The organism is Salinimicrobium oceani (genome assembly GCF_012037645.1).
In genome coordinates this window covers 1-367 of the sequence record NZ_JAAVJR010001060.1, presented here as the reverse complement: position 1 = coordinate 367, position 367 = coordinate 1, and the positions used below count along the sequence as shown (strand labels likewise).

At 38.4% G+C, this 367-nt stretch carries 1 protein-coding gene; it reads right to left on the bottom strand.

What is annotated here, in order from left to right; all coding sequences use genetic code 11:
- On the bottom strand, positions 1 to 278 hold a 278-nt coding region (locus HC175_RS20770), incomplete at its 3' end, for a carboxymuconolactone decarboxylase family protein (protein WP_209310157.1).
- Positions 279 to 367 lie beyond the last annotated feature (89 nt).

The following is a 367-nucleotide window of genomic DNA, read 5'->3' as shown; positions in this document are numbered from 1 at the left end:
TAGCTGTGCGCTGCAGTACAGTAATTACAGGAGTTTGCGACACTAATTGTTAGCAAGACAACTTCCTGCTCTGCAGGAGTGAACCCGCTTTCCTGCCTGAAGCTGTGATAACCTTTGTCATAGGTTTCCTGCAGTCCCGGCAGGTTGACCATATTGCTGTACATGTTTGGGATCATTCCGTTGGCTTTTTTTGCCTTTTCCAGGATTTCCCCTTGTTTGTCATCGGCGTTTTCTAATGTTACAGGATCTAATCCTATTTTAAATGTGTTATTTAACATAATTTGCTTTTTTTAATTAAACATTTACTTCTATTAAATGCGGAAAAAACTTCCGCCTTACTCTTAATACCTTTTATTCTAAAAAATCA